The 20,118-nt window shown below is 33.8% G+C and carries 22 protein-coding genes; 6 read left to right on the top strand and 16 right to left on the bottom strand.

All coding sequences use genetic code 11. The annotated features are described in order from the left end of the window. Nucleotides 1-188 precede the first annotated feature (188 nt). From AXG55_RS09540 to AXG55_RS09500, 9 genes are all read right to left on the bottom strand, one after another. Entirely contained in the window at nt 189-1,487 is a 1,299-nt protein-coding gene (locus tag AXG55_RS09540; protein WP_148697893.1) for a lipase family protein, read from the bottom strand. Between the two features lie 37 nt (nt 1,488-1,524). Beyond that, nucleotides 1,525-2,292 carry an Nmad3 family putative nucleotide modification protein gene (locus tag AXG55_RS09535; protein ID WP_148697892.1) on the bottom strand — a complete coding sequence of 256 codons (768 nt, stop codon included), beginning with the start codon at nt 2,290-2,292 and terminating at the stop codon, nt 1,525-1,527. Nucleotides 2,293-2,377: 85 nt separating this feature from the next. After that, on the bottom strand, nt 2,378-2,587 hold the full coding sequence (locus AXG55_RS09530) for a hypothetical protein (protein ID WP_148697891.1): 210 nt from the start codon (nt 2,585-2,587) through the stop codon (nt 2,378-2,380). A gap of 196 nt (nt 2,588-2,783) precedes the next feature. Continuing rightward, a complete protein-coding gene (hpt, locus tag AXG55_RS09525) occupies nt 2,784-3,329 on the bottom strand; it encodes a hypoxanthine phosphoribosyltransferase (protein WP_233231124.1) in 546 nt (181 codons plus the stop codon). A 27-nt stretch (nt 3,330-3,356) separates the two neighbouring features. After that, nucleotides 3,357-4,217 (bottom strand): purine-nucleoside phosphorylase, encoded by an 861-nt coding sequence (locus tag AXG55_RS09520; protein WP_148697890.1) that lies wholly within the window; start codon nt 4,215-4,217, stop codon nt 3,357-3,359. Continuing rightward, nucleotides 4,204-5,061 (bottom strand): YoaK family protein, encoded by an 858-nt coding sequence (locus tag AXG55_RS09515; RefSeq protein ID WP_148697889.1) that lies wholly within the window; start codon nt 5,059-5,061, stop codon nt 4,204-4,206. The genes AXG55_RS09520 and AXG55_RS09515 overlap by 14 nt, the downstream gene beginning before the upstream one ends. A 3-nt stretch (nt 5,062-5,064) precedes the next feature. Then, the gene (pepF, locus tag AXG55_RS09510) at nt 5,065-6,879 is read right to left on the bottom strand and encodes an oligoendopeptidase F (RefSeq protein ID WP_148697888.1); all 1,815 of its coding nucleotides are present in this window, start codon (nt 6,877-6,879) and stop codon (nt 5,065-5,067) included. 163 nt (nt 6,880-7,042) lie between these two features. After that, the gene (gene hemE, locus AXG55_RS09505; protein ID WP_233231123.1) at nt 7,043-8,095 is read right to left on the bottom strand and encodes a uroporphyrinogen decarboxylase; all 1,053 of its coding nucleotides are present in this window, start codon (nt 8,093-8,095) and stop codon (nt 7,043-7,045) included. Nucleotides 8,096-8,124: 29 nt separating this feature from the next. Next, on the bottom strand, nt 8,125-9,231 hold the full coding sequence (locus AXG55_RS09500) for a mannose-1-phosphate guanylyltransferase (RefSeq protein WP_233231122.1): 1,107 nt from the start codon (nt 9,229-9,231) through the stop codon (nt 8,125-8,127). A gap of 162 nt (nt 9,232-9,393) precedes the next feature. Between AXG55_RS09500 and AXG55_RS09495 the strand changes: the two genes are divergently transcribed. The 4 genes from AXG55_RS09495 (at nt 9,394) to AXG55_RS09480 (ending at nt 12,929) form a co-directional block, all read left to right on the top strand. Continuing rightward, nucleotides 9,394-10,602: a phosphoglycerate kinase gene (locus tag AXG55_RS09495; RefSeq protein ID WP_148697885.1), complete on the top strand. Its 1,209-nt coding sequence runs from the start codon at nt 9,394-9,396 to the stop codon at nt 10,600-10,602. A 120-nt stretch (nt 10,603-10,722) separates the two neighbouring features. Further along, entirely contained in the window at nt 10,723-11,517 is a 795-nt protein-coding gene (tpiA, locus tag AXG55_RS09490; protein WP_148697884.1) for a triose-phosphate isomerase, read from the top strand. 212 nt (nt 11,518-11,729) lie between these two features. Then, the gene (locus AXG55_RS14865; RefSeq protein WP_233231121.1) at nt 11,730-12,236 is read left to right on the top strand and encodes a hypothetical protein; all 507 of its coding nucleotides are present in this window, start codon (nt 11,730-11,732) and stop codon (nt 12,234-12,236) included. Between the two features lie 297 nt (nt 12,237-12,533). After that, complete coding sequence (locus tag AXG55_RS09480) at nt 12,534-12,929, top strand: NirD/YgiW/YdeI family stress tolerance protein (RefSeq protein ID WP_148697883.1); 396 nt, start codon at nt 12,534-12,536, stop codon at nt 12,927-12,929. 107 nt (nt 12,930-13,036) lie between these two features. Here the strand turns inward: AXG55_RS09480 and AXG55_RS09475 are convergent, their stop codons facing one another. Together AXG55_RS09475 and AXG55_RS09470 are read right to left on the bottom strand one after the other, a co-directional pair. After that, complete coding sequence (locus AXG55_RS09475) at nt 13,037-13,633, bottom strand: hypothetical protein (protein ID WP_148697882.1); 597 nt, start codon at nt 13,631-13,633, stop codon at nt 13,037-13,039. 268 nt (nt 13,634-13,901) lie between these two features. Then, the gene (locus tag AXG55_RS09470) at nt 13,902-14,687 is read right to left on the bottom strand and encodes a BamJ family beta-barrel-assembly machinery protein (protein ID WP_233231120.1); all 786 of its coding nucleotides are present in this window, start codon (nt 14,685-14,687) and stop codon (nt 13,902-13,904) included. Between the two features lie 155 nt (nt 14,688-14,842). Between AXG55_RS09470 and AXG55_RS09465 the strand changes: the two genes are divergently transcribed. Next, a complete protein-coding gene (locus AXG55_RS09465; RefSeq protein ID WP_233231119.1) occupies nt 14,843-15,874 on the top strand; it encodes an NUDIX domain-containing protein in 1,032 nt (343 codons plus the stop codon). On the opposite strand, the gene AXG55_RS09460 is transcribed toward AXG55_RS09465, so the two are convergent. The 5 genes from AXG55_RS09460 to AXG55_RS09440 form a co-directional block, all read right to left on the bottom strand. Next, the gene (locus AXG55_RS09460) at nt 15,871-16,713 is read right to left on the bottom strand and encodes a hypothetical protein (protein ID WP_148697880.1); all 843 of its coding nucleotides are present in this window, start codon (nt 16,711-16,713) and stop codon (nt 15,871-15,873) included. The two genes, AXG55_RS09465 and AXG55_RS09460, sit on opposite strands and share 4 nt — an antisense overlap. Beyond that, nucleotides 16,713-17,552, bottom strand: a complete 840-nt coding sequence (locus tag AXG55_RS09455; protein WP_233231118.1) for an MbnB/TglH/ChrH family RiPP precursor modification enzyme — start codon at nt 17,550-17,552, stop codon at nt 16,713-16,715. Before AXG55_RS09455 ends, AXG55_RS09460 begins: the two co-directional genes overlap by 1 nt. Nucleotides 17,553-17,557: 5 nt before the next feature. After that, the gene (gene bufA1, locus AXG55_RS09450) at nt 17,558-17,917 is read right to left on the bottom strand and encodes a BufA1 family periplasmic bufferin-type metallophore (RefSeq protein WP_148697878.1); all 360 of its coding nucleotides are present in this window, start codon (nt 17,915-17,917) and stop codon (nt 17,558-17,560) included. Between the two features lie 128 nt (nt 17,918-18,045). Then, complete coding sequence (locus AXG55_RS09445; protein ID WP_233231117.1) at nt 18,046-18,696, bottom strand: YceI family protein; 651 nt, start codon at nt 18,694-18,696, stop codon at nt 18,046-18,048. A 102-nt stretch (nt 18,697-18,798) separates the two neighbouring features. Beyond that, entirely contained in the window at nt 18,799-19,755 is a 957-nt protein-coding gene (locus AXG55_RS09440) for a hypothetical protein (protein WP_148697876.1), read from the bottom strand. A gap of 94 nt (nt 19,756-19,849) precedes the next feature. On the opposite strand from AXG55_RS09440, the gene AXG55_RS09435 reads away from it, so the two are divergent. Then, nucleotides 19,850-20,110 carry a hypothetical protein gene (locus AXG55_RS09435; RefSeq protein ID WP_148697875.1) on the top strand — a complete coding sequence of 87 codons (261 nt, stop codon included), beginning with the start codon at nt 19,850-19,852 and terminating at the stop codon, nt 20,108-20,110. Nucleotides 20,111-20,118 lie beyond the last annotated feature (8 nt).

Below are 20,118 nucleotides of genomic sequence, written 5' to 3'. Positions count from 1 at the left end.
TTTATTACAATATATATAGTGCTGCTCATCTTGAGAGAATGCGCTGTAATATTGCACTTTAAATCTCTATTTATATGACAATGATTATAAAAGTCGTTTTTTATATTTTCAATATTTTGACAGCAATTTAATTGCATTTATTTAGGCCAAATGAGCAAATTTTTTCTTATTAATATATAAGCAAATCTTTATTGGAAATGGGGCATGGCATATGGATATTGATTTAAGTCCTTCATTAATTGATTATCAATCAATTTAGGATCAGTATTTCCTTGTAATAAAAGAAGTTTTTGTAATCCATGATAAGATTCACTTGGTTTATTTGATTTTGTATAGGTTGGTAAAATATCAAAATATTCAGGTGCAACTTCAAATTCAAAAATTTCATTTATAAATCTTATTAGAGAATGGCTTGACAATATACCATTTTGCTTAGATTGCGGAAAAAAAATTCTATTTTCAACGTGTCTACCTGTATAATTTGCAATAGGATCTCCATTTCTTACAAAATTTATAATATCATAAAATGGAAAATGTGAATAAAAATTTTTATAAGATGAAGACTTTGTCGTAAAATAAGTCGCAGGTGAGGAAAAAACTCGAGCAGGAAGTCCATTATTTAAAGCTACAAGAGAAGCGTAAATAGCTCCTAAGGAATGACCTGTTAAAACAATATCATAAGTTTTAATTAAATTTAAATTATATCCTGTTTTAGATTTATCATTATAAATATATTTTATGGTTTTTTTATAATTTTTTAAAGATTCGGAAATAGCATCTGTGAAGACGACGGTAGGATAATAATTAGCTATTCCAAGCTTAATGTCAATCTCCTTATCCGTATAATTACTCGTTCCTTTAAAAGCGATAACAATTACTTTTCTAATATGATTTACAAAAGCAACGGAATGAACAAAGACATTGTGCTTTTTTGAAATTCGCTCAGAACCTGGGACATATTCAAATCCCGTTTTTTCCTTAATTGTATCTAAAGAATAATTGTTTTTTTCATTGTCTTTTGTTTCTTTATCCTGTTCAATTCGATAGACGTAGTGACTTGCGTAGGCAAGGCCAAGTATAAATGGGTAATCAATAATTTCTTTATAAGCAAAATTTTGTATATTCTTATCATCTGTTAAATTCTCATTTTGACTAACATTAAATAAGTAAAATTGTTGTCCATTAGTATTTTCTTTAATTGTAACTTGAATTTGTTTTGGATCAGCATTATTAAAAATTTTTGAGCATGATAATTTTAATTGTGCAATATTTCTGTTTGATTTAAATATCATTCCATTATTTTTTGTTGTAATAAACTCGCCATTTGTTGTTTGATTAGTTCTACTTATTGGATCATAAATCCAGCTTGAAACTAGGTCTGTTCCGTCGATTTTTGAACAATAAATATTTTTATTTTCATTTGGGAAAGATTTATTTTGAAAAATAATTATATAAATATAGAGCAAAGTTAATATTTTTTTATTCATAAAATCCTCTAGAATTAAAAAGAATTTTTAAATTATATTAAGGTATATTCCACTCTAACCATCTATTTAAATTGCCATGATCATATAAGTCATTTTTTATATTTTCAATATTTTGGCACCAATTTAATTGCATTGATTTAGGTGAGGCATCTATCCCCCATCTTTTAGCTATTTTTGATTGAATTTTTTCTTCTTTCGATATTCTGAATGGTGTTTTAAAAATAATGGAATGATTTTTATCACCTTGAATAAGAAGAAGTTTTTTATTTCCAGGAGTGCTGATATGATTATTTCGATAAATAATATGCTCATTACAATTTTTTTCAAAACCTTTAATGGAACTTTCTGTGAATGGACCTTGAAATTCATGGATATTATTTTTGACATCATGGATAGTAAAAAAACCTAATATATAAATATGAGGCTCACCATTAAGAACAAAATTATCTTTTTTTATGTCATATTTTTGAAGTAAAATACTGAATAAAATCATGTCTCCGTCTTTTAATTTTTTTAATTGAGTAATATATGGTGCGCGCGTTTCACCATAGGTAAAAGTGTAAAACTCAGGATCTAAGTGTCCTGTTCCTTCATCTACAAAGGAACTCATGTGCATTCCTACCAGATGTTCATTTTGACAATTCATTTTTGAGTAGTGGCGATGATTATGATGTTTATTTATATTTAAAGTGTTTTCTAAAGGAGAAGGAATGTATTCATAGGTATTATCCTTAAAAATTGGTGAAAGTCCTTTATTTTCTTTAAGATTGGCACCAATTCTAATTATGAATGCACGATTATTCATTTTGCACCTTCAAATTATGATAAAAAAAAAGCCTACATTTATTATGTAGACTTTTTTTCTATTTTTAAAGTGCAAGGTAACAAAATTATTTTGCTTCACCTTCTTTTTTCATTGCCTTCTTTTTACTTTTCTTTTCTTTCTTCATTTTCTTTTCCTTCTTAGGGGCACCTTGCTCAGGCGCTGGAGCCGCTTGTGCAGTAGGTGTGCCAGATGAAGGTTGCATGGATTGTGCAAATGATGGAGCAGTTACGGAAAATAGAAGAGCTGATGATAATAAAGCTGGAATCAGTTTCATAAATATACTCCCTTTATCCGGGCTAAAAAGCCAACGGATGAAATTCAAAAATTTTTGAGTCACCTGCAAACCTTCATCGAATGAAGAATTTTTTATTTGGAGGCTCTCATATATTAAAACTTCAGCCCCTCTTTTTTTATTCCCTATGTGAAAAAAAAAGAGGGGATAGGAGTCATGAATTTGACGTTTGAATAAATTAAGCTTTTGTGAGGTTCGCGATATAGGGGAGGTTTCTGTATTTACCATTGAGATCGAGGCCATAGCCTATGACAAAATTTTTCGAAATGGTAAAACCAACATAGTCTGCTTTGACCGGAAATTCGTGTGCTTCTGGTTTATCGAGTAGAGAGCAAACTTTTAAGGAAATTGCTTCTGATTTTGCCAATTCATTCAAAAGAAAATGGATGGAGCGGCCTGTGTCGACAATGTCTTCTACAATGAGAACGTGTTTTCCAGCCAAAGAAGTTGGTAATGGAGTTACAAGATTAATTTTTCCCGTACTGGCTGTACCCTCATAACTTTTAATACGAATGGTTTCAATTTCAGTTGGCATTTCGAGATTTCTGACTAAATCTGCTCCAAAAATTAAGGCACCATGTAAAACAATAAGCACAACGAGTGTTTCGTTAGTACCATAATCTTTGTTTATTTGCTGAGCAATGATTTTGGTACGTTCTTTTATGTCTAATTCACTAAATAAAACACCAACATTCATTAAATTATTATTCACATTAATTTGCATTATTAAAATACTCCAGTCGTGCAGTAACTAAACTTCAAGGGTAACAGCGGTTTTTAGGATAACGTTTGCCATGTCGTGTGAAAAACGGGAACTCATATTCATAACGTCAGAATGATCGAGAATTTCTTTTTTAAGTCCCGCACCATAATTCGTGAAGCAACTGATTCCAACAACTTTTGCTTTCATTTGTCGTGCCGCAATGGTTTCAAGAACGGTACTCATGCCAACGGCATCGGCACCTACAGTTTTCATCATTCTAATTTCAGAAGGAGTTTCATAGTGAGAACCTAGTACACCATAGTAAACACCGCTATAAATTGTTTGATTTAATGCTTGTGCTGTTTCTTGAAAATGCTTGCGCCATTCTAAATTATAGGCATCGGAAAGATCGACAAATCGTGCTCCAAAACTTTCGCCATATTCCGCATTCAGGGGGCTCATTCCTGTAGCATTAATATGATCGGTTAAGATCATCATTTTACCCAATTCCCACTCTGTATTGAGACAGCCTGCCGCATTTGTCAATATAATTCCTTTAACACCCCAAGTGATCAGGCTGCGGATATTGTGCACGACCTCCCCCGCATCATTTCCTTCATAGGCGTGGTTTCTTCCTTGTAAGAATGCGAATTCTCGAGTTTTATTTGTCCCGTTGGGTAGGGATGCAGAAATAGAGCCGACTCTCAGAGAGCCGTTATGACCAGGTACAGTAGAGCCTTTAAAGCCGGGAATGTCAGAATAATTTACCGATTTCATTTCAGAAATACCAGGAATAGCTTCGGAAAGTCCCGAGCCCAAGACAATGGCAATTTCAGGAACACTTTGGTGCCATTGCTTTAAAAAAGCCACGCTTTGATTTACTCTTTGACTATATTTATTTTCTTTCATTTTTATTCATCTCAATTTGTATTTTCCGACGTCGATTTACCACTTCAAATGTTGAGATAATAAATAAGATAACGATTGGTAGAATTAGAATTATGAAATGATAATTCAAAAAACCAAATGTCCCTAAAACTGCTCCAACACCAAAAGAAACCAATGTAATCACGTGCAGGAAAAGGCGTTCTACTCTGGATTTTGTATAAACTACCTTTATGGAGTCGACAAGCACAATACCTGCATGGAGCATATCTTCTTTGTTTTTCCATAGGCGAATATGTTCATAAAGGGAGCGGATTCCCCACACTAGAGCGCTGCCTAAAGCAACACCGATATCTGTGGCCGTTCCTGTCATGTGAGTGGTACGGACATGGGCTCCTTGTTTTTTACGTAACACCGCATTTTGTAGCCCCATGGCAAAACTTAAAACAAAATAATAATTAGCATGTCCATAAGAGTCATATGTGAGCTGTAAGTCAGAGTAATATATTGTACCAAATGTAACGTAGGTAAGAAGAATGGCTTCTAAAAATAAAGGTAACGATACAGAAACATTCACATCTTCAATGGTTTTTCCCTTCATTAAAAGAGCTGTTAAACTTGCTCCTAAAATAAAGAAAAATAAAGCGCTAAATGAGGTGAGGGCTAATAAATAATAATGCTTGGAATAAGCAACAGCAGCAAAAGTGGCATGTCCTGAAACATGGGAAACAAATTGACCAAAACCTAAAAAACCTACGGAATTCACAAGTCCGGCAACAAAAGCCAAAATAGATCCGAGACCTAACTTTCTTGAAAAACTAAATATGATAGCTTTTGTTGTTCCCGTGGAAGGGAAATGGAAATTCATAAATTACGAAAGTTCCTCTTCTGCCATTTGAATATTTTTCTTGTAATTTTCAAAAGCATTGGCAACAGGATGCGGGGTTAGGAAATCAATTCCTGCGTCTTTTAAAATATCCAACGGAGATTTAGAACCGCCGGCTTTAAGTAATTTAAATACTTGTTCCTGTGCTTTCTTTTCATTAGAAGAAAAGGCTTCTGCTAAAGCTAAAGATGCACAATAACTGGTAGCATATTTATACACATAAAAAGCAGAATAAAAGTGCGGAATACGCATCCATTCATATTTTACAAACTCAGGATAAGAGGATGCTTCGCCGTACCATATTTTATTTAAATCATAATATATATTTTCAAGTTTTTCAGGAGTAAAGGTCTCATCTTGATCAACAATTTTTGCCGCTTCACGTTCAAAGGCAGCAAATAATGTTTGTCGCAAAACTGTTCCTTCAAAGTTTTCGACGTTTTCTGATAATACTGATTTTGCTAAATCGGTTCCTTTCATATGAGTCATTATATATTTGCTCAAGAAAGCCTCATTTAATGTGCTTGCCACTTCGGCAACAAAAATAGTGTAATGTGCGTTATGATAGGGCTGATTCTTGTTACTATAGTAAGTGTGCATGGAGTGACCTAGTTCATGAGCCAATGTATAAACATCTCCTAAGGTACCATTCCATGTTTGCAGCATATAAGGACGTGAGTCAAAAGTTCCCCATGAAAAAGCACCGGATCTTTTTCCTTCATTTTCGGCTCTATCTATCCAGCGCTGTTCTTTTAAACCTTTAGAAGCTATCTCAACATATTCTTCTCCTAAAGGTGAAATTGCTTTCAATACAAGATCTCTTCCTTCTTCCCAGGTAAAAGTTGTTTCTTTTTTGCTTTCATATAAAGAAACAGATCTGTCATAAGGAAACACAGAATCTATTTTTAAAAGTTTTTTTCTCAGTTTCATACTGCGATGTAATAAATGAATATTTTTTTTCACTTCAGATATTAAACCATCATATAATTCAATGGGAATATTGTCATCAAAAAGTTCGCCTTCTAAATATCCTGAAAAATTTCTAATTTTAGCAATACTTGAACCAGAAATCATATTGCCATAATAATTTGATGTGATGGTATTGCGCCATTTTGCAATTTCTGTGTAATAGGAATCTGCTGTGTTTTTCCGCAAAGTTCTATCTTTTGATTGTAAATTCAAAGATAATCTTGAATTTGAAACAAGGTGTGAATGGCCTTGTGAATCGATTGCAGGTAAAAATTTTAAATCGGCATTATTCCACTTTCCATGTATTTCATCAAAGGTTTTTAAGGGAACAGAAATTCGTGCTAATAGAGCTTCTTCTTTTTCAGTTAAAATATGTTTTTTACTGCGAATTAATTCGCTTAAATTAAATTTATAAGTTTTTAGGGGATTTTTTTGAATCCAATCTTCTAAATTGGGTATAGCAAGAATTTCTGGATTCATAAAAGCGAATTTTGAAGTCAATGAAGCCATTTTATTTTCAATTTTACCAACAGCTTCTGTCGCAATATTGTTTGCGGTATCTTCGGTGCTGCGCAAAGAGGCATAGACAAAAAGATTTTCAAGTGTCCGACTTAGTTTTTCGCGATATTGAAAGCACTCTAATAAAATTTGTGGAGATTGCGAGAGTTTATTTTTGAAGTTTTTATGAATGATTTCTTCAACATTTTTTTCTTCGGGCAAGGCAGCAAATTTTTTTTCCCAGTCTTGAAAATTAAGGAATAAATCGCTTAAATCCCATGTTTCTTCTGTTGGTATTTCATTTCTTTTTTTAATAGATTGTGTATTTGACATTGAAAAAACCTTTCTTATTAAATACGCAAAAATTCAATTTGCGGATTATTCCAATATATTATCTTATCATGAGATTTAAAAATATGTTGAATTTTAATTTTTTAATTTTAAAATAAATAGAATTTGATTCTCGTGAAATAAATATATAATCACGAGAAATTTTTTAAGAAATTTTATAATTATTTACATATTTAACAAGGAAATCGACATTTTCAATTGGAGTATTTTGAGTGCAGCCATGTCCTAAATTAAATATATATCCATGTGGATGGGCTGAACCTACTTTTAAGCATTCTTCAAGTTTTTGCTCTAACAATTTTTGTGGAGCATAAAGTAATAAAGGATCGAGATTGCCTTGTAGCGCGATTTTAGAATCTTCAAACAGTTTTGAAGCAAAGGAAAGATCTTGTCGCCAATCAACGCTATATACATTTGGATTAATGCTTAATGTTTCAGCTGTTAAGGTGGCTCCTTGACCAAAGAATTTGATAACAGGGGCATATTTTTTAATTTCATCAACAATAACTTTTGAATAAGGATAGCAATATTCACGGTATTGTTGTGGGCTTAAAGCGCTAGACCAACTTTCAAAGAGCTGAATAACTTCGGCTCCGGCGTGAATTTGCATCTTAAGATATTCAATGGTCGCAGAAGTTAAAGTCATCATCAGGCGATGAAAAGTTTCGGGTTCTCGAAACATGAGCTTTTTGGTTTCAAAAAAATCACCTTTTGTTCCACTGCCACCTTCAATCATATAACTTGCGACTGTAAAAGGAGCGCCGGCAAATCCTAAAAGAGTTGTTTCAGGAGATAAGCTTCCTTTAACTCTTTCAATAGTCTCACCAACGTAACTTAATTTTTCAACCACATTTAATGGATTTTCAAAATCTTTAAGAATTTGACTTAAATCGGAAGAAGAGCGGATTGTTTTTCCAAAACGGGGGCCTTCTTTTTCAACAAAGGATAAATTTAGACCCATAGCATCAGGAATGAGAAGAATATCTGCATAAATAATTGCCCCATCAAGCTGAAATCTTTTTAAGGGTTGTAACGTTATTTCTGCTGCGATAGAGGGTGTTTTAAACATTTCTAGAGTGCTATGTTTTTGTCGAATGTCTCGATATTCGGGAAGGTAACGTCCTGCTTGACGCATGAGCCATAAAGGAATTTTATTTGTTTTTTTACCTAGTGCCGCTTCGAGTAATATTTTGCTCATATGATCCCCAGACATAAATAATGAAATAACTAAAGTAACTTTGGATTTTTCAATTCCAGATGTTGAATGGTTTTTTTAACTTCTTGGCTGCGAGACAGAGGCATGACTAAAACAGCATCATTTGTAGCAATAACGGCAACATTTTCCATACCTATGACTGAGACAAAGGGACCCGTAGTATGGATGACACTATTTTTTGTTTCATGAACAAAAATATCGCCTGATACCGTATTTCCATTGTTATCCTGTTCAAAACACTCACGCACAGCCGACCAAGAACCCACATCATTCCAATCAAAGTTAGCCGGAACGCAAGCAACATGGCTTGTTTGTTCGATGAAAGCAATATCTATAGGTGAATTTTCAATTTGGGCATAAATTTCGCCAATATTCTCGGAATTTGTTTTTTCAATTAAGGAAGTTATTTCAGGCTGAATATGAGAAAAAGCATTCCAAAATGTCTTTGTTTTCCACACAAAAATACCCGCATTCCATAGATATTTTTGAGTTCTTAAAAACTGTTCCGCTGCGGTTTGTGTCGGTTTTTCTCGGAAACTGCGAACGCTATAAGCTGTTGCAGGAACTTCTGCTAATTTTTGTGGTGATAAAATACTGCCTTCGCTATCAAGAGGAAGACCTTGTTCAATATAACCAAAACCTGTAGCAGGATAGGTTGGTTGAATGCCAATGGTGACGAAAAAATTTTGTTCGGCAAGTTTAATGGCATCGTAAATTGTTTGTTCAAACGATCGGACATTTTGGATGGAGTGATCGGAGGAAAGAATAACCATAATGGATTCCGGATTTTCTTTCATCAGTTGCCATGCTGCAAGAGCGATAGCAGGAGCAGTATTGCGTGCTTCAGGCTCAACAAGTACGCGAGAGACATTTTGCCCCACTTGTTTTGAACAGAGTTCTTCTTGGCCTTTTGCGGTGACAATCCATCTGTTTTTAGGGTGTGAAATATTTTTGATTCTCTCGATAGAAAGTTGCAGCAAAGATTTATTATTTGCGCCTAAGGATAAAAACTGTTTTGGAAATGATTTCCTGGAAAGTGGCCAAAGACGTGTGCCTGATCCACCACACAATATTATGGAATAAATATCTTGTTTTTTTTCAATATATTCGGTTTTCAATAGATATCCTCCTTTTGAGGTTAAATTCAGAGAAAAACATCTCCTTTGTATTTAAATGTTTTCTCATAGCATAGGTATTTTCACAACTATTTGACAAAATACTTCAACAGATCTTTACTTCCCCATGTTTTTGAGATTCCGTTACTGGTGAAAGGAACACCCATGGCAAATCGCATTCGTACTTTAGAAGATCTCTCTTTTGCTCCAAATTCTCAGCCTGTTGTCTTTTTAAGGCTTGACTTAAATGTTCCGATTAAAAAAGGAAAAATATCTGATAAAACACGTATTAAAGCAGCACTTCCTACGTTAAAATGGTTGCTTGAAAAAAATGCAAAAATCGTTGCCTGTTCTCATTTAGGACGTCCTAAAGGAGCGGGCTATGAAGAAGAATTTTCCATGACTCCCGTGGGAGCAGCCTTGGCTGAATTATTAGATATTGAAGTTATACTTTCTCATGATTTTATTGAAGATGGCTTTGGAAAAATAGTTTATGATTTAAAACCTGGTCAAATCATTTTGCTAGAAAATTTGCGCTTTCATAAAGAAGAGCAGGCAGGCGATGAGAGTTTTGCCAAAAAACTTTCTCAACATGCTGAGTTTTATGTGAATGATGCCTTTGGCACATGCCATAGAGCCGATGCTTCTATTTTTGCAGCTGCAGAATGCTTTCCCATTGAAAAAAGAGCCGCCGGATTTCTCATTGCCAAGGAAATGCAATTTTTGGAAGAAGCATTCCGTGCGCCTAAAGCACCTGTTACCGCTATTTTTGGTGGTTCTAAAGTTTCAGACAAAATTGAAATTTTACGTAAATTTACAACCATTGCTAATAATATGATTATTGGTGGTGCTATGGCATATACATTTTTAAAATATAAAGGGAAAAATGTAGGAAATTCTCGCGTCGAGATTGATAAACTTCCTTTGGTTGAAGAAATATTTAAAGCAGCAGAAAGAAGAAATGTAAAAATTTATTTGCCTGAAGATCATCTTTGTGGTGCTGAGTTTTCTGAAAATGTCATCCCCGTTGTTGTTCAATCCTCAGAAATACCTGATGGATTAATGGGGCTAGATATTGGCGAACATTCTGCAAAAGTTTTTGCAAAAGTTATTGAAAATAGCAAAGTGGTTGTTTGGAATGGCCCTATGGGCGTCTTTGAATTTGAAGCCTTTGCAAAAGGAACACGCGCTGTAGCAGAAGCTATGGCACATTGCTCAGGAACAACAATTGTTGGTGGCGGAGATTCTGCAGCAGCTATCGCAAAATTTAACTTACAGGATAAAGTCACTCACGTTTCTACAGGTGGTGGTGCCAGCATGGAATTATTAGAAGGAAAGGAATTGCCTGGAATTCGTGTGCTGAGGCTAAAGTAACAAATTCTGATAATTTTAAGTTTGAATGTACAAAATCTGTTTTTGATTTATTTGAACTTATTGAAGAAGTACCAGAATTAATTGGAAATATATTTGAGTTTTTTCACGGAGGATCGTAACATGTCATCAGCAAGAAAAAAATTAGTTATTGGCAATTGGAAAATGTTTAAAAATGCCACTTCCGCTAGTTCTGATTTCTCAGATTTTTCAAATTTAATCGCAAGTCAAGCTCATAATATTGAAGTAGGAATTGCGGCACCTAGCGTTTTTCTTGCTGATTTAGTACGAAAAACTCAAAATTCAGTGACTCTTTATGCGCAAAATTCACATTGGGCTCCAGAAGGTGCTTTTACGGGTGAAGTTTCTGCTCCCATGCTGAAAAGCATGGGAGTCTCCGGGAGCTTAGTGGCACATAGTGAACGCAGGCAAATGTTTGGTGAGACTAACGAAACAGCTGGAGCTCGTGTAGGAGCTCTCATTGGTGCCGGGATGAAAGCCGTACTTTGCGTAGGAGAAACTCTTGAGCAACGCGAAAAAGGCCAACTCAAAGAAATTCTTAAACAGCAAATTGAAAAAGCAATTCAAGCTTCAGGAATTAAGCATGCCAGTGAAATATTAGGAGCCGATCCCTTACGTCCTCTGCTCTCTATTGCCTATGAACCCGTTTGGGCAATTGGAACAGGAAAAGCAGCCACTTCTGTAGAAGCTCAGGAAGCTCATGCGTTTATCCGTGAAGTTTTATCGAATTGTTTTAATAAGGAAACAAGCGAGAAATTAAAAATAATTTATGGTGGGAGCGTAAAATTAAATAATATTCATGAATTTATTTCTTGTCCCGATGTTGATGGCGGCTTAGTTGGTGGTGCTAGTCTCGTTCCAAAAGATTTTTATGATTTGTGTATGAAGTGTTGTTAATATGCTTTTGAATGTATTTTTCTCTTTATTTATTTTTCAATAGAATGCTATTTGTCCATATCGATTCTCATCCTAATAAGATTCTTTTTGCAGTGAACGCCATTTTAATGAACACCTAAGTGCATTGAAATGGCGTTCACTGCAAAACTAAAGAATATTTTTTTTAAGGCGATAAAAATCTCTGTTAAATTCAAAAATAGAGGGAGACATCAATGAGCTTAAATTTTAGAAAATTATTTGTAGCAGCTGTTTTAATATCAATCGCATTTGTATGTACTCAAATATTTGCTGGGTCAAGTGGCAGCGGCGGTGGTCACGGCGGAAGCGGTGGAGGAAGCGGCGGAGGAAGTGGCGGAGGAAGTGGCGGTCACGGAGGAAGCGGCGGAGGAAGTGGCGGAGGAAGTGGCGGTCACGGAGGAAGCGGCGGAGGAAGCGGTGGAGGAAGCGGCGGAGGAAGCGGTGGAGGAAGCGGCGGAGGAAGCGGTAGCAGAAGTGGTAGTGGTACAAATGCTGGCCAAGGCAAGAGTGAGAGCCAAGGCAAGAGTGAGAGCCAAGGCAAGAGTGAGAGCCAAGGCAAGAGTGAGAGCCAAGGCAAGAGCGAGAGCCAAGGCAAGAGTGAGAGCCAAGGCAAGAGTGAGAGCCAAGGCAAGAGTGAGAGCCAAGGCAAGAGTGAGAGCCAAGGCAAGAGCGAGAGTCAAGGCGAGGGGCAAAAGCCATAATTTATTGCACTAATATCTGGCTATTTATAATATTGTACATAAGAAATTATTAATTTGCTCAATTGTAGTTTTTTTAGTCACATTGCTAGCTTAATTTCTCAATATTTTTTTAATTTATGTATGAAATGTGTGTAATTATAAAATAAATATATTGTTGATTTAATTGTCATTCATTTTTAATATTTTAATTATAATAAAAGCAAATATTTAATTTTTATCTTGACAATTTAATGCTGTTTATTCTAAATTAATTTTTCATTATGTAAATAGTTTTCATTCTTGTATTTGGAGTGATGTGTGAAAAAATTTTTAAAAATTTCTGTAATTATTTTTGCAACTTTTTCAGTATTTCATGCTTTTGCTGATTATATTGGTAAAGGTTCAACTCCTACGCCTACTTCTGTTGCTGAAGTGCGTGAAAAAACAGATGGCACTTACGTTGTTTTAGAGGGATATATTATATCTCAACTGGGTAAAGATAAATATGAATTTTCTGATTCTAAAAATCGAAAAGAAGTTCTTTGTGTTGAAATAAAAAAACACGATAAGGGTAAAAAAATTATGCCCGATAAAGATTTTGATGAAAGCCAAAAAATTCGTATTTCCGGTGAAGTTGATAAAGAATTTAAACCCTTCGGTAATAAATGCGATAAAATTAAAATTGATGCCAATAAAGTTGAATTAATCCCTTAATTTTTTATTTTAGTCTTCAATAAATTTTCTATTTAACAATTTTTGCGCTGTTTTAATATCAATAAAAAAATATTTTCATTGGATTCATGAAAATATTTTTTAAAACTTTAATTTATTTTCTTATCTAAAAATAACAATGAATTTTTAGATTGACTATCTTTACTTACTATTAAGAGTTTTAATAAGTTTACAAATTCTTCGTCGCTCATTCTGATTTCATTTTTAGCAGAATTATTATTATGAGTAAGACTTGTTACTTCTTTAGGCTTTTCAGTTGTGCTTACGGGAAGAACTGCGGCAAGGGATGTTTGAGGTTTTTCGGTCATAAATAATACATGTACTTTTCTACCAAGCTGTTCATTTTTTCCAACTGAAATTAGTTGTGTTTCTACATTTTTTAAATCTTTTAATAAATAGGCTTCGGTTTTTTTAAGGCGCAAATCTGTTACTTTTTTGTTTGCAGTATAACTTCCTTTTTTATCAGCAGAAGAAATAATTTGCACAAAGTGAATGTTTTCGTCTTTTGGTACTTTATTTAAGCATTGATCAAGTTCTTCGTGAGAAGCTTCGGTTTGTCCTTTATGAAATTCAATTTGACATTCATATTTGTTGCTCGAATTATTTTCGCTTTGTACTGCAAAAGCCAGTGAGGAAAATAATAAAGAAACTGGTAATAAAGGTATTGCTATTACTTTAATTTTCATAAGTCTATCCTTTCCTAGTTTAATCAACGGGTTAATTAAGTCATAGATCATTTTGTAAGTCAAGGATTAAACTTTTTAAATTGTTAGGAATCATTGTCATAATAATTTAGATGTATTTATATCAAAAAATTTAATCTTAGTTTTATTTTTTTTATCTAAAATCTAAAATAAATATTAATGATTATATAATTTTGTAATAAATTAAAAATGAGTCGGGGAGAAATTCAATCCGACTCATGTAAAAATAATTTTCACTTTTAAATAAGAATTATTTCTTTTCTTTTTCTGCTTCTGCAGTTTTAGTAGGTGCTGGTTTTGCGATGGAAACAAGATTAACTTTAAAAACTAAAGTGGAGTTTGGTCCAATAGCTTGTGAAGGAGATTGCGTGCCATAAGCAAGATTTGCGGGGATATAAAGCATCCATGTGGAGCCTTCGGGCATAAGTTGCAATGCTTCTGTCCAGCCTTTGATAACGCCGTTAACGGGGAAAGAAACAGGTTGGCCGCGTTGGTAGGAGCTATCGAATACCTTACCGTTAATAAGAGTTCCTTCGTAGTTCACGGTCACGGTATCTGTTGCTTTTGGTTTTGCACCTTTGCCTTCCGTGATAACTTTATATTGAAGGCCGCTTGCTAAAGTGACAATGCCTTTTTCCGCTTTATTTTTGCTTAAGAAAGCTTCGCCTTCTTTAAGATTTTTGTCGCTGCGAACTTTTTGTTGTTCTGTCACGTATTTTTGAAGAAATGCTTGAGAATCTTGTTGATTGATTTCAGATTCTTTGCCGCTTAAACCATCTTCAAGAGCTTTTATAAGAACGGATTTATTAATTTTAAATTCTCCGTTTTTAATGCCTGAAGCAATATCATGGCCTATAATGTAACTAATTTTGTCTTCATCATTTTTAAAAGTCATAGAACCCTTCTTAGGTGCTGTTGCAGAAGTCGCATCTTTCTTGGGAGATGTGCTATCAGATGCGCTAGCAGAAAGAGCGAGCATAGGAGAACATGCAAAAGCTGCGATGAGTGCCCATTTTTTGGTTGAAGCAATTTTCATAACAGAGTTCCTTCTTATGATTAGAAATATAGCATTCGTGAACAGAACGAATGGTTGCATAACTGTATTGCTGTTATATATAAGTGTCAAGCTCCAGGCAGTCTGTATTTGTGTGAAACATCTGAAGTGAAATCCTTGCTTATGGGGAAATGGGAATGGGAAAAATGCCTGTATATCGTTTTGAAGTGTCTGTTGTTATTGGTCGTTTTCAGCCATTTCACAATGGACATTTGAAGACTTTGCAATTTGCAATGGCAAAGTCTAAAAAAATAATAATTATTTTAGGTGGTTATATGTTGTCTGCAGGTGTTCGTGGACCTTGGTCTGCGGAAGAAAGGACGACTCTAATCAGATCTTGTTTCTCACCGAATCAGTTAAAACGAATTTCTTTTGTCTATGTGCGCGATCGTCTTTATGACGAGAAAATGTGGATTGATAATGTAAAAGGCGAAGTTTCGAAAATAATGGGTGATGAAAAATCCGTTGCACTTATTGGCCATGAAAAAGATTCTTCTTCCTATTATTTAAGGGTATTTCCCGAATGGGAGTTTCTAGAAACTGGAAATTATGATGGAATTAATGCTACAGATATTAGAAATATTTATTTTTTAAGTCGTGATTATAATAAGGCATATAATTTTGTACCCAAAATAATTTCTCTTTGGTTAAAAAAATATCGGAAAACAGAACATTTTCGTAAGTTAAAATCAATGTATTCTTATGTTCATAAAATATCAAAAAATCAAGAAAATAATTTACCCCATAATGTAGCGAATGCAGTCGTATTTTGCATGGGTTATGTTTTGCTTGTCAAGGCAAAAGATCCTTTAAGAAAAGGTTTTTATTCTCTCCCAGAATATATTATAAAAGATAATGATAATAGAAATGATTGTGCTTTAAGAGCGATTGAAAATGAATCTAAGTTTAACTTTACCGCTGAAAAACTTGAGCTCAATTTTAAATTGCAACATATTTTTGATTATGCAGATAGGTTTCCAATCTGTAAACAAAAATCATTTTCAAAATGTTATCAATTAAATTTAAACTCTCTTCCCGCAGTGGCAAAAGGTAAAAATATTGAAAAAGTAGAATGGGTATTAATCAATGATGTTTATTTGCGTGAAGATCAAATGTATGCTGATCATTATCAAATTATCCAATGGTTTTTAAAAAATTTAAAAAATTAAATTTTAATAAGTGCTCTGCATTGAGTTAAGAGCGCCATCCATTGCGCAAATTTTTCATTATCAAAGGACTCTTCGTCTATTTCGGCATCGTTAATTGAATTTTCAAGGGAAAGACCCTTTGATAAATTATTGGCAATAGGGACAAATGCGTTTGGAACTTTAATGCACTCTAAAGACCAGGCATTGCTTTTTAAAAAGATTAAATTTTCCGGTTTATTTTTAATATTTATAAGCTTTTCTTCTCTTTCAATTTGAATGAGATCAATATTATTGAATTCATTTTTTAATTCTAATGTCTCATTCAATTCTTTTGCAGCACAATACATTTGATACAGAGGCCATTCTGATTTTAAATAAATATGATCTTTTTGCAGATAAATTTCATGGGCAGAGGGAATTTTGTGGGAGTTGCCAATAAGCAAAAGCTCATTGGGATTTTCGGCATTTAAAATATCTTGAATACCCAGGCACAAATGAATAAAATCGTGAATAAAGGGGCTTTGCTTAATTTCATCGCGTTGCAAAAGAAAGTGAGGGAATTTTCTTACAGATTCAATCATATCAAGAGCAGAGGGGTTTTTGTAAAAATATTCAATTAAAAGATTTTTAATTAATTTGTGACCAAATAAACAACTGGCAAGTTGAAAAACAGTTCCCGAAAAAATGCTTGATATACGTGCATAATATGATGTTCTATAGGACTGAATGCGATGAGAGGTTGTCGCATGAAATATACTTGCTTCTGGTCTTTTGAGGAGTGACATAGTCTCAATACAGGGGTGTGAATGGACTATTTCTAAAAAAAAATTTTGATTTTCTTTTAATTTTTCAAAATTCATTATAAATTATTTCCCATATTGATTTCATTAATGATTTCATCAATGGGTGCGCTGTCATCATCGCGTTCGATAATAGCAGGGCGTTTGCCAATATGCTTGAGCGCCCATTTCATTAAATTCCAAACTTCTTGGCAGATAAGATGATCATGGGTATCAAATAAATGATCATTTAAAACAGAATGTCCAGCTATATGATATTGATTAACGTAAATTGGATTTACTTTTTTTATTTCAGCATAGGGGTCATAACTATGGTTTTTAGCAGAAACATAAATATTATTTACATCGAGTAAAACGCCACAACCTGTTTTTTGACAAACCTCATTTAAAAATTCAATTTCAGAATAAGTGCTTTCCTTATAGGAAACATAGGAAGAAATATTTTCAAGAGAAAATTGGCGCTTTAAAATATCTTGAACAATATTTACATGATCACAAATTAACGACATTGTTTCCTTAGTATAAGGTATGGGGAGAAGATCGAAACTGTTGTGTGTAGGCGATGCGGTAAAACAGAGATGATCAGAAATGACAAGGGGATTTAATGTATTGCAAAATTCACGGAGCGCGTAGCAATATTCTTCGTTAAGAGAATAAGCCGTAGCAATATTAAGTCCTACTCCATGGATGACCACTTGGGTACGCTCTGCAAGAGAGTGCATGTGATATAAAGCAGGCCCCCCTTTTAAAAACATATAATTATCAGCCATAATTTCAAGATAGGGCAAATCGGGAATTTTGTGCCAAAATGAATAATGAGCGGCTCGCAGACCCGCCCCAAAAATTCCTGATTTTAATGGTAACGGAGAATTTATAGTTGTTACTTTAGAGGAATCCACATTCATTAACCTTTGTTAACAACTTTTTTTCCTGCTTTGTCGGTATCAATTAAAAATCCACCCTCAATTTTAAGGCATGTTCCTTTAGCGACATAGACCCAACCCAAATGACCGTTTTTATCGGAATCTTTCACGTGACCAGCACAATCAAATGTCGTGCTTTTTTTGTATTTATCTTTAAAAGCAGCATTGGCTGCAGCAATCTCTGCTGAGCTCGTCGTACAGGTGTTTTGTCCTTTTTTCTGAATGCCAAAGCATTTTTCTGCTTCAAGAGTTACGTTATCGGCTGGTGTGTGTGCTTGTGCATTTGTGGCAATACAAATACCACTAAGAGCAGAAGCTAAAATAATTTCTTTTTTTTTCACTATAAATATTCCTTGTAAAAGTAATAAAGTAAAAAAATAATTTTCTAACTTTTCCACTTTATTTTAGTAGATATTTATTAATATCCTCTTAATAAAAACAGAGGAATATCATCTAAAATAATTTATACTTATTTAAGTTTACGAACTCCTTCTGCAGTAATTGTAATAGTGACAGTATCACCAACGGCAGGTGTGGCTTCCACAATATTTTGGAAATTGACACCAAAATCTTTTCTATTGATTTCAGCAACTCCTTTAAAAGCTTGCGTTACTTGTCCTTTCATTTTAATTTCGCCTTTATAAGTGACTTTAAAAGTAACAGGTTTTGTCACGCCACGAATGGTAATATCACCAACTAAATCGAATGTTTTGTCCCCCGTTTTTTTAGCAGAACTTGATTTAAATGTCATAGCGGGGAATTTTTTAGCATCAAAGAAGTCGGTACTTCTGAGGTGGTCATCTCTTTTTTTAACTCCAGTATCAACTGATGTTGCTTCAGTGGAGGCGTCGAGTTGTGTTTGAGAATAATCTTCAGGGTTGAACTTAAAAGAACCTTTGAATTTTTTAAATTCACCTGTAACTGAGCTGACAACAAGGTGAGCCACTTCGAAACTTACTTTCGTATGCGCTTGGTCAATTTCATATTGTGGTGCGATTTCAGCGGCAGCTACAACGTGAGTCGCTTCTTCTTTTAGTGAATGAGATTGGGCATAAACAGAAAAGGGGAATAAAATGAATGCTGTTAGTAAAATATTCTTTGTGAATTTATTTATTGACATAAATCTCTCCTGAAAAATGAGTTCGTGAGACTGAAGTAATGTAGCAAAGTAATTTTTAAAAATAAACATGTCAAATATCAATTTGTAAAATGTTTATAATGATCAGGTTAATTCAACAGAATCTTTTGCTTGCGATAAAAAATTTATGAGTCCTGGATATTTATCTTTTGCTTTTAATGCCCAATAGAGTTGTTTTCGCGGTTGTTCATGTCGCATTAAGATATGTAAAAGGAGTTCTTCGTCGGCTGTAATATTTTTTTTCTCACGCTGAATTTTTTTTAATTCGAATGTCGCTAAAGCTCTAATTTTCTCATCATAATTTTCATGTTTTCTTCTAAATGCATTGAGATCATCAACTTCTGCAGTTTCTTCTCTATATTTATTCATATAGTGAAACCATGCACCTGCGAGCATAGAAAGTGAAGGGATTTCTTTTGAGAAAAAATGAATTAAAGATAAAATTTGATCTAAGGAGTGATTCTCTAGTAATAATTTAGCAAAATTCAATTCTTTTTTGATATCTATATTGTTTTTTTGATATTTTGAAAATATATCAATGATTTGATTGATCTCTGATTTTTCATGATCATCGTCTTCCTTAACTTTTTTTGACTTTGTATTCATTTTTTTAGGAAACATTAAGGCTTCTTTGCTAGATATCGATATTTTTACGGGTTTTACTTTAGGGTTTATTTTTTTCTGAGGGATAAGGGAACGGAGATTTTTTGCATCACCGAGCATTCTTTTGCTTCGCTCTGGAGTGCTACGTAAGTTTTTCCATTTTTCAGGATCAAGATTCATTTTTAAAATAAGAGTTTTGCTATATTTCTTTGTAACGCTTAAAATATTATTTTCTGATAATTCTTCAATTGCTATTTTGACCTGTTTTTCAGGAACTCCTAATAGAATTGAGAGTTCACCTGTACTTGAAACAATTTCATCAATTCCTGCAACAATACAATTTAAGACATAAAGAACCAGTGAATAGCTGCAAGACCCTAATCGTGCTACAGCAAGAACTTTAAATCCACCACGTTCCCAAAAGTCACGTAAATTCACAATATTCCTCCAAACTCAAACTCTGAACCGATTAAATAATATCTCAAATTTTCCGAAAGGTAACTGATATTGAGTCAAATGAGGAAAATAGCAAATGATGCAACGGTTTTTAACCATCGGGGATTTGCCGGAACTGCGATCCGATCCTATCCAAGTTGATAAAACTATTCCAGAGATTGAAGTGTTTATTCCTGTTGATGTCTATTGGGAAATTCAGGAGCTTATTAAAAATATGCGTTTTGCAAGAGTTTCTGACCTATCGATAGACAAATATTGGAGAGATTTTCATAAGCTGATTTATCCCTGTATCATTATGGAAAAAGATAGAATGTGGTACCGCAGAAATGTGGGATAAATTTACTT

This window comes from Silvanigrella aquatica (assembly GCF_001907975.1).
In the GTDB taxonomy this organism is placed as follows: domain Bacteria; phylum Bdellovibrionota_B; class Oligoflexia; order Silvanigrellales; family Silvanigrellaceae; genus Silvanigrella; species Silvanigrella aquatica.
The sequence above is the reverse complement of the archived record's forward strand: the minus strand, read 5'-3'. Positions and strand labels throughout refer to the sequence as shown.

Coding starts and splice junctions, on each gene's coding strand:
- AXG55_RS09465 (WP_233231119.1), top strand. CDS start 14,843: ATGGGAAAAATGCCTGTATATCGTTTTGAAGTGTCTGTTGTTATTGGT.
- AXG55_RS09535 (WP_148697892.1), bottom strand. CDS start 2,292: ATGAATAATCGTGCATTCATAATTAGAATTGGTGCCAATCTTAAAGAA.
- hemE (WP_233231123.1), bottom strand. CDS start 8,095: ATGAGCAAAATATTACTCGAAGCGGCACTAGGTAAAAAAACAAATAAA.
- AXG55_RS09530 (WP_148697891.1), bottom strand. CDS start 2,587: ATGAAACTGATTCCAGCTTTATTATCATCAGCTCTTCTATTTTCCGTA.
- AXG55_RS09495 (WP_148697885.1), top strand. CDS start 9,394: ATGGCAAATCGCATTCGTACTTTAGAAGATCTCTCTTTTGCTCCAAAT.
- AXG55_RS09445 (WP_233231117.1), bottom strand. CDS start 18,696: ATGTCAATAAATAAATTCACAAAGAATATTTTACTAACAGCATTCATT.
- hpt (WP_233231124.1), bottom strand. CDS start 3,329: ATGCAAATTAATGTGAATAATAATTTAATGAATGTTGGTGTTTTATTT.
- AXG55_RS09435 (WP_148697875.1), top strand. CDS start 19,850: ATGATGCAACGGTTTTTAACCATCGGGGATTTGCCGGAACTGCGATCC.
- pepF (WP_148697888.1), bottom strand. CDS start 6,879: ATGTCAAATACACAATCTATTAAAAAAAGAAATGAAATACCAACAGAA.
- AXG55_RS09475 (WP_148697882.1), bottom strand. CDS start 13,633: ATGAAAATTAAAGTAATAGCAATACCTTTATTACCAGTTTCTTTATTA.
- tpiA (WP_148697884.1), top strand. CDS start 10,723: ATGTCATCAGCAAGAAAAAAATTAGTTATTGGCAATTGGAAAATGTTT.
- AXG55_RS09540 (WP_148697893.1), bottom strand. CDS start 1,487: ATGAATAAAAAAATATTAACTTTGCTCTATATTTATATAATTATTTTT.
- AXG55_RS09460 (WP_148697880.1), bottom strand. CDS start 16,713: ATGAATTTTGAAAAATTAAAAGAAAATCAAAATTTTTTTTTAGAAATA.
- AXG55_RS14865 (WP_233231121.1), top strand. CDS start 11,730: ATGAGCTTAAATTTTAGAAAATTATTTGTAGCAGCTGTTTTAATATCA.
- AXG55_RS09470 (WP_233231120.1), bottom strand. CDS start 14,687: ATGAAAATTGCTTCAACCAAAAAATGGGCACTCATCGCAGCTTTTGCA.
- AXG55_RS09520 (WP_148697890.1), bottom strand. CDS start 4,217: ATGAAAGAAAATAAATATAGTCAAAGAGTAAATCAAAGCGTGGCTTTT.
- AXG55_RS09515 (WP_148697889.1), bottom strand. CDS start 5,061: ATGAATTTCCATTTCCCTTCCACGGGAACAACAAAAGCTATCATATTT.